This is a genomic window from Robertmurraya sp. DFI.2.37 (genome assembly GCF_029211245.1).
Lineage (GTDB): Bacteria > Bacillota > Bacilli > Bacillales > Cytobacillaceae > Robertmurraya > Robertmurraya methanolica_A.
In genome coordinates, this window is record NZ_JARGEJ010000093.1 from 1 (window position 1) to 9,396 (window position 9,396).

Annotated in this window: 4 protein-coding genes; 2 read left to right on the forward strand and 2 right to left on the reverse strand. The window is 40.1% G+C overall.

From position 1 onward, the window contains the following. Positions 1–371: 371 nt before the first annotated feature. Both PZE06_RS24640 and PZE06_RS24645 read right to left on the reverse strand, forming a co-directional pair. The gene (locus PZE06_RS24640) at positions 372–2,882 is read right to left on the reverse strand and encodes a phosphodiester glycosidase family protein (protein ID WP_150948727.1); all 2,511 of its coding nucleotides are present in this window, start codon (positions 2,880–2,882) and stop codon (positions 372–374) included. Between the two features lie 1,191 nt (positions 2,883–4,073). Continuing rightward, complete coding sequence (locus tag PZE06_RS24645) at positions 4,074–6,218, reverse strand: 5'-nucleotidase C-terminal domain-containing protein (RefSeq protein ID WP_150948729.1); 2,145 nt, start codon at positions 6,216–6,218, stop codon at positions 4,074–4,076. A gap of 343 nt (positions 6,219–6,561) precedes the next feature. Here PZE06_RS24645 and PZE06_RS24650 point away from each other — a divergent pair, with 343 nt between their 5' ends. Both PZE06_RS24650 and PZE06_RS24655 read left to right on the forward strand, forming a co-directional pair. After that, on the forward strand, positions 6,562–7,842 hold the full coding sequence (locus PZE06_RS24650; RefSeq protein ID WP_150948731.1) for an S-layer homology domain-containing protein: 1,281 nt from the start codon (positions 6,562–6,564) through the stop codon (positions 7,840–7,842). Positions 7,843–7,937: 95 nt separating this feature from the next. Next, positions 7,938–8,060 (forward strand): hypothetical protein, encoded by a 123-nt coding sequence (locus tag PZE06_RS24655; RefSeq protein WP_263641564.1) that lies wholly within the window; start codon positions 7,938–7,940, stop codon positions 8,058–8,060. Positions 8,061–9,396: the final 1,336 nt, after the last annotated feature.

The following is a 9,396-nucleotide window of genomic DNA, read 5'->3' on the forward strand; positions in this document are numbered from 1 at the left end:
TGGCTTCCGAAGCTTTAAGCGTTTTAGAGCTAAAATCTTATTAACACATAAGTATAAAAAAGTGGGTGTTCATATTGGGTAAGGGCGAAGTAAGAGTTACTTCACCCCAACAATTGACGTTGAACCTGTTTTTTTTATTTATTAGCTCACTCAGCAAGGGCACAGGCCTCTGGAAGGCTTGTGGACGTTCTCTAGTAGGCGGTACGTGCGCGGGAGTGCGGAGAGGCATGGGAAGACAAAACGCTGAAAGTAGCAGATATCGCCAGTTCCTATCAAAGGATATCGCTCAAAAATACAAAAGGAAGTGGAGAAAACGAACTGTTTTTCTCCACTTCCTTTGTTTTAAGGACTGGTCAGAAAGCCCCTTTAGCTTAGTTTGTTTTAAAGAGGACGTAGTAATCCTTCTTCATTGGAGCTCCTTCCGTTGATTTTACGCCTCTTGATATGACGAGACGATAGGCTGTACTTTTCGCATAGCCGTCTTTTGGAGCTTCCACGATGACTGATTTTTTATCAGCAGCAAGTTTTACCGTAGCCGGTAGGCGATTGCCTCGGACATCCTCGACAAAGATCGATTTGCTGTTAACAGATTTTTCATCCAATTCAATGTTAAAAGCGACTGTCCACTTCTTTTCAGTACTAACCGTGCTGGTTGCCTTGCTTGCGTCAAAATAGTTTTCTGTATATGGGGTATGATAGATCGCCTGCAGTTTATCAAAGTAAATGGTTCCTTTATTTTTGTTTGTATCCTTTGTTTCCGCAACATAAATTCGCTCAAAAGAGAGAGGATACTTAACATTTTTTGGGATTGTTGCTTGGACAAACTTCCAGCCGATCCAATTTTGCGCGCCCTCTTCTGTAAAGTTAACAATCACTTCTTTTCCTGCTGCATCATATAATCGTCCGCGGATCCAATGATTATTGCCATCACCGTAAACCCATAAACCAATGGAATGAGGCATTCCATCCATTTTAATGCGGCTGGCTGCCACTGCATAAGAAGCTGCTGTTCCTTTCTGATTCGTAAAATCATAATTCAATTTTAAGTAACCAGTTCCATCCTTTTGGATGCCGTCTTTCATAAGTCCAATAGATGTTTTGGCACGCACGCTATCAGATTTCCATTTTGCGGTCGATTCAAAGCCATCAAGAAGTGCTGGTTTATTCGTCACGGATACAGGAATCTCTACCTTTTTAGTCCCGTGCTGGGCAATAATGCTGCCGCTTGCCGGAGCAGATGCTGCTTTAAACGCCCCATTGCTTGAGAACGTCCCAACATTTCCTTTTGTAGTCCATTTGACATTGCCTTGATTAATTTTCAATTCTTTTCCACTTGAATCAAAGGCTTTGACTGATAAATTCTGTGTTTGATTGATTCCGATTTTAATAGAACTTGGTTCAACCGTAATTTTGGCAGGGGCCGTAACCGTAATCGGGATTTTCTTTTGTGCTTTTCCATATTTAACGGTGACAGAGCCTGTCCCATCTTTTTCTGCAATAAATTTATTTCCCTCTACTCTGCCAATTCCACCTTCGACCGTGTAGGAAACTTTATCATAATTAACGGTAAGGAGATTGTTATAAGAATCTAAAGCATTTGATATCGTAAAGGTTGTTGAACCACCCATTGCCAATTTCCCACCTGCTGATGAGGCTGCATTAAAGGATACTGCGTCTCCATATGGAGCCGTACTAATCGCTTCTAAAATAGCAGATACTGATCTTTGTCTTCCATCTGACGGCTTATTAATTAAGGTTGCATAACGGTTCCCTGGCAATCTAGCAGCCATCGTCGTAGAACCGCCCCCATCTAGATTGATGGCTTGATAGGCTCCTTTGCTCAATAAGTAATTGCTAAATTCCTTCAGCGTCATCCCTGCACTATGGTTTTTCTGTCTTCCATCAACAGTAACTAAGAAAACACGTTTACCCGTTTTATCGACTGCTACCGCACTGCGTGGCTCTCTTTGCGTCGCACGTGGACTCGTTGGGTTAATACTCATGTTCACTTTTCCGCCTTGAACTAAAAGTGGGCCGCTCGCTAGCATAAATTCAGAGCCTTTCCACTTATCCTCGATATCGACAGTAATCGAGATTGGATCGCCAACCTTTAACGCTCTAATTTGATCTACCTTCGAACCATGGGCCGATATAACAAAACCATTTTTTGGAATCGTTGCACTTGTCGTTCGTCCATAAGGTCTAATGGATGTTACCTTACCTGTTATCTTTTCCCCAAAGGTTGCTCCTGGATCAAGGTTCTTATCCAATCCGGTTACAACTACTTCTAAGCCGGTGGCATTTGTTCTCGTATTGCTGTAACGGAAACTTTTGGTGAAGAGTATACTTTCATTTGGATTACGCTGACGATTGAAATCCGTAAGCTCATAAGTTTTATTATTGTGTGAAATCGATATTTTCAGCTTAAACTTATCAATAATCGCTTTTCCGTTTTTATCGATCCCAAAAGCGGCTGGTGTATACATATACCCTGTATCAGCACCGGAGACAGCTCCTAAATTATTAATCTTATTTTTTGTCGCTAATAAATAAGAAGGATTGCCATTATCCATATGGAAAAAGGAAGCATTAATCGCTCCTACGACATGATGTTTGTCGCGAGTATGTAATTTTGCTAAAGTTGTAACAGGATTTAATTTCGTAATTGGGTCTGATACGCCAAAATTCACGGTCGTGTAAGGGTCATTTAAATTAACATCCAATATATTAACCGACTGTTTCTGCTTAGAAATCGTTGTGCTTTGTTTCGTTAATTTAATTCCGGGCGTTAATTGCTGATTCGTTTCGGCGGCAGCTACATTTGTATTTGTCGGCAGCATAAAAAGTAGTGCAAGACCTAGTATGAGATATTTCTTTTTCATTTGGTGAAACCAACCCCTCTTTTAAACTTCAATAATAAAAACCTATCATTTTCCAATTATAACCTAGTTTTCCATAGATCCCAATACTTCGACAAATTTTTTTACAAAAAGATTTCACGGTGTAATATTTTTAATTATCTGAAAATTTTTCGGAAAAAGAGGATGACGAGATTGGGAATAGTCCTATAAAGACAAAAAGATATCTGCTTTAAGCAAGCAGATATCTTTTTGGCCAGAACCAACCATCGTCCCACATCTATCGCCTTAATGGAAGATATATTACATAACTATTTTACCATATAAGGCATATGTTACAAGATAGAATAAGAAAATTTTTCTTATTTTGGATAAATTATTAGAAAAAAAATGTCTTGCATTTCAGAGATATCTTGTTCTATTAGACTTTGTTATTTTTTTTAGCCTGCTATATTGACGTAAAATTTTTCTCCTAATTGTGAACAAAAGTAGGAACATGAATTTTATCTTATCTTGGTCGGATCGTTAAACCACCTATACTTCATCCTCGACAATAACCTATCAGTTTTTAATATTTCAGAGAAACCGCCTGCTCCTTTTTGGTTAAAGGATGTGCGAAAGTTTGTATTCTTTTTCATGTACTCCTATATCGTGTTCAGGCTCCATTTATCCACCACATTTCTCTCCTAAAAAACATAGGCAGATCGTTGTCTAGTAAATCAAAGCCCTTGACCACATTGAATGGAAAATCTCCTTTTCCATGACCCACCAATTAAAAAACTGACTTCCTGTTTGCTTAATAGAAATTTCAAATGGGGCAAGAGATGACCGCTTTTTTTCTTCCCAACTGTCTTGTCCTTATATTTAAACTTCACGTTCTGATCAGCCTATGCTTCGAGCCGATTCATTCCAATTGCGGGGCGACGAATACGAAATGGTGCTCTTTTGTGGATATCGGTCTTTAAAAAAATATTTCGGTCTTTTTTTCATTTTTTCGGTCTACATCGAAATATTTCAGTCTTTTTTCCATTTTATCGGTCTTTATACAAATATATCGGTCAAAACAGTCCATTTATCGGTCTAGGCATGATGTTCATCAACTAGACATCATAATACAACTGCTTGAAGCACTATGGTATCCCCTCTTATCTTTGAACAAAAAAACCAACTTCAAGTGTCCAAATTGGAACTTGAAGTTGGTTTAGTATAATCAGATCATTCAGCTGTGTTTACATCGACAATACGACCTTCAACTGTAGGATTTACCTCAGGAAGAGTTTGTAAGTAATCTCTAAACATTTCATAATCAACAAAACCTGGCTCACTTACGCGACCATCTTCGTAAGCTGCTTTAAATACATCATAGTTGTCTCCACCCTTAGCAGTAAAGGTATTCGTAGCAACGAAATAGGAAGCCGTTTCATCGATTGCAACGTAGCCACCGTTTCCATCACTTACTTCGACTGTGACAACTCTTTCACCTGCAGGCTTGCTGCTGTCATACGTAAATTTCATCCCTGAAACTTGCAGGAATCCACCGTTTTCATTCGGTGCTTGACTAACGCTATGCTCAAGAGCGGCAATAATTTCTGCTCCTGTTAAATTCATAATTCCTAATGTATTACCAAAAGGCATGGTTGTTAAAATTTTACCGAGTGTAATATCGCCTGCTTCAATAGAAGCACGAATGCCTCCACTATTTTGGACAGCGATTACGGTGTTTGGATTAATACTTTTAGCTGTTGCTAACATACCGTCTGTAATCAAATTACCAAGGTTTGTTTCCTTCGTACGGACATTAGAGCGTTCACCGTCTAAAGTAACAACCGCTTCAACCCCGATTGATTCATTTTCCATTTCCTCAACACCGGCTGCATATGGCGCTAAAATGTTGACCACATCTGCATCTTCTGCTTTCGTACTTACATCAATAAGCTCTCCATCATAATGAGTCACGATTCCATCTTCATCAAAGACAACATCGAGAACACCGAGGAACTTGCTGTATTCGTTCGCTTGGACAATAACCGTTGGCTCAGTGCCTTCTTTAACGAATGTTGGCTCATTTAATGTTGAATGCGTATGACCACCAACAATAACATCAATGCCATCCACTTGCTTAGCAAGCTCTAAGTCATTATCGAACTCAAGACTATCATCAAATCCTAAATGGGTTACGGCAATAATTTTGTTAATGTCATAATCCTCTTTAAACGTTGAAACCATTTTCCGTGCTTCTTCAATATAATTCGTAAATTCGATAGAACCAGGGCTAGAAATTCCAACCGTTTCCTCAGTTGTTAAACCGAAAATCCCAATTTTCTCGCCGTTAACTTCCTTGACAATTCCATCGAAGATTAAGCCGTTGACTTCAGCACTAGCATCACCAATACCAGCTTTGTAAATATCATTAAATAATGGGTCCTTTGAAAAATCAACATTCGCACTAATAAGCGGGAAGTCTGCACCTTTCACAAATTCCGCTAATGCTTTATGTCCATCCTCACTTGAACCTAAATCAAATTCGTGATTTCCAAAAGTCATCGCATCATATTTTAAGTAGTTCATCACTTCAAGATCGGCTTGTCCTTCGTACTTATTGAAATAAAGAGTACCTGAAAAAACATCACCTGCATCTAAAAGAAGGGCATCTTCATTTTCCGCTCTAACTTCTTTAATGGCTGTAGCACGTTTTGCCGCATTTTCTAAATGAGCATGTGTATCATTTGTATGCATAATCGTTAAGGCAAATCCGTCCATTTCTAGTTGGGAAGCTTTATGCAGAAGCAGTGCATAATCGCCACGCTTCGCTGCTTGACCTGTGCCAAAGTTTGTTGGGGAAAATCCAACAGAAATGTTGTTTGCAACTAAAGCTTTAACAGCTTGTGCATATCTTTCACTAACATCTGTAAAGGTAATATTCACATCGCCCTCTAGCTTATAGGCTCTATGAAGCCAAATCGCGATTTCACCTCTTGTGATCGTGCTATTTGAATCAAATTTTGTCGCTGTTTTTCCATTTGTAATCCCTGCAGCTTTAAGTGCATTTACAGCACCTACAGCGCGAGACGGAACATCTGTGAAGTTAGAAGCAGGAGCATTTTCCGTATTAAGGCCTAACGCGTTTGATAATAGAACGGCTGCATCCACGCGCTTAATCCCCTGATCAATGCCAAAAGATGTTTTAGTTAAGCCGTTTGCCCCTTTGGAAACTAAGAAATCCACTGCCTCTTGATATCGTTCTGGTACATCTGTAAATCCGTTAGATGAAGCAGAAACACTGGCTCCAACCGCCGTAACCAAAGCTGCAGTTGTAGCAGTGGCTAGGAATTTTTTAAGTAATGTTTTTCCGTTACTCATCCGTTATCCTCCCTTTACCGCGAACGTTTTTTTGATTCACCCACTACAAAACAGTGTAAAATTTTGTAGAGGATTGGCAAATACCATCTATTATTATAGCAAAAATGGTTTGCAAGAGGATAAACTTACTTAAAATTTACACAATTCGCGAAAAAAATTTATATTTTGATGATATGCTATATTTTTCCAATTAGTACGGTTGCTACATCATTGACAAATACCTCCAGATTTATTCCTCCACTGGGATTATTTACTGATATTCCGATTTGTTTTTTTTTGCTAATATAAATGAGCAAGACAAGCTTCACAAAAAATTACGATATTTCCAGGGGGAAACAATTGAATGCTTAACTCTCATAAAAAATTCATCGCTACAAGTGCAACAGTAGCTCTAGCTACAACTGCGATCGCACCTTTTGCATCGGCTGAAGAAATTAGACAGCATCAATTTACGGATGTCGGTCCTCGCTATGATGAAGCCGTAAGTTTTCTTTACCATTATGAGATTGTTCAAGGGAAAAGCACCACTTCGTTTGGTGTAAACTCAAGCTTAACACGCGGTGATGCTGCGGTGATTTTAGCAAATGCCTTAGGTCTAGACACAGAAAATGCTAAGGATGCTGGCTTCAAAGATTTATTCCCAAGAGTAGCTGGTGCTGTTAATGCTTTAGCTGCAGAGGGCATTGTTAAAGGCTTTACAAGCGAAAAATTCGCTCCTAATGAACCGATTTCTCGTGGGGCAATGGCTCAAATTCTTGTACTTGGCTTTGGATTGGAGGATTTTGCGGCTCCTTCTCCTTTCACAGATGCTGGCGGCACTTTCCAAAAGTCGATTGAAGCATTATACGGAACAGGAATTACAAATGGAGTAACAAAGACATCGTTTGGTGCTGTACAAAATATCAAACGTGGAGATTTTGCAAACCTTCTTTATAATACGATTCAGTTTATTTTTGATAACTCTTATTTCTTCTATGCAGAGTCAATGGAACTTATTAATTCATCCTCTCTTTCTATTACATTCGACGAAGAACTTGCGGAAGATTTAACTGAAGAAGATATTGCTGATCTCTTATTATTAGAAATGGAAGTAGCAGGCTCTGATGAAGTAGTGGAGCTATTGCCAACGAAGATTACGATTTCTGAAGATCGCACATCGATCATTGTCGAGCATGCCGATCTTGCTGGAAAAGAAGGAACGATTTTCGTTGACGACATTCAAGCAGCATTCGACTATGCAAAGCCTGGTGCCACAACTGGTTCTGTGACATTAGAAGGCTTTGACACACCATTCACATTTGATTTCGACGGTGCTACAGAAACAACTATTAAACTACCTGCTACTGACGGCGTAGCTAATTTAAACGCTCTTGAATTAGAAGTAGTCGACCAGTTCACAGACAGACAAGAAGTAACAGTCATTCTTGAAAGCACTGACGTTGAAGCTGCAAAGCCTGGTGAAGGTCTAACATGGGGAACATTGGTTTATGAAGATAGCAAGTGGAAGCTCGTTGACCACCCTAACTATGACATCATTCCAGCTGGAAACTATGTCCTACAAGCACCATTCACAGATAAGAGCAACAACACCGTTACTTTAACAATTGACATTACCGTTGAATAAACGAAACTGATTTTTTCAGTCCATACACAGAAAGCGCAGACCCGTGAGCAAATAGGGTCTGCGTTTTTTTATAATGAAATACGGGAGGATGAAAGATGGATGGGTTAGGAGTTGGATTAAATCTTGGTGCGATTGATTCAGTCGGATGCGAGTCTTTTTACTTTGTTCCGCCTCTAGTGTTGCTGCGATTTGAGCGAAAATTCGGGGAGGAGGGTTGACTTCGCTTAGCGTCTAATGCTGCTCTGATTCGGCGGGAACACTGGGGGTTGGATTGACTTCGTGTCCAATACGTCTTCCATTCGACCGCAAACTCGGGAAATTAACTTCACTTTATGTCAAATACGACTACCATTTGACCGCAAGCTCGGGAGATTGACTGCGATTTATGTCCAATACAGCTCTCATTCGACCGCAAACTCGGGAGATTAACTTCGATTTATGTCCAATATGACTTCGATTCGACCGCAAACTCGGGAGATTAACTTCGATTCATGTCCAATATGACTTCTATTTGACCGCAAACTCGGGAGATTGACTTGATTTATGTCCAATACGTCTTCCATTTGACCGCAAACTCAGGAAATTGACTTGATTTATGTCCAATACAGCTCTCATTTGACCGCTAGCTCGGGAGATTGACTGCGCTTTATGTCCAATACGACTTCCATTCGACAGCAAACTCGGGAGATTGACTTGATTTATGTCTAATACGACTTCGATTTGACCGCAAGCTCGGGAAATTAACTTCGATTTATGTCCAATACGACTTCCATTTGACCGCAAGCTCGGGAGATTGACTTGATTTATGTCCAATACGACTTCCATTCGACCGCAAACTCGGGAGATTAACTTCGATTCATGTCCAATATGACTTCTATTTGACCGAAAGCTCGGGAGATTGACTTCATTTATGTCTAATACGTCTTCTATTCGACCGCAAACTCGGGAGATTGACTGCGATTCATGTCCAATACGACTTCTATTTGACCGCAAGCTCGGGAGATTGACTTCGATTTATGTCCAATATGACTTCTATTTGACCGCAAACTCGGAGATTGACTGCGTTTTATGTCCAATACGTCTTCTATTTGACCGCAAACTCGGGAAATTAACTTCACTTTATGTCCAATACGACTTCGATTTGACCGCAAGCTCGGAAGATTGACTGCGATTCATGTCTAATACGACTTCGATTTGACCGCAAGCTCGGGAGATTGACTGCGCTTTATGTCCAATACGTCTTCCATTCGACCGCAAACTCGGAGATTGACTTCGATTTATGTCTAATACAGCTCTCATTCGAACGCAAACTCGGGAGATTGACTTGATTTATGTCCAATACGACTTCCATTCGACCGCAAGCTCGGGAGATTGACTGCGATTTATGTCCAATACGTCTTCCATTTGACCGCAAACTCGGGAGATTGACTGCGATTTATGTCCAATACGTCTTCCATTCGACCGCAAGCTCAGGAGATTAACTGCGATTTATGTCCAATACGTCTTCCATTCGACCGCAAACTCGGGAGATTGACTTGATTTATGTCCAATACA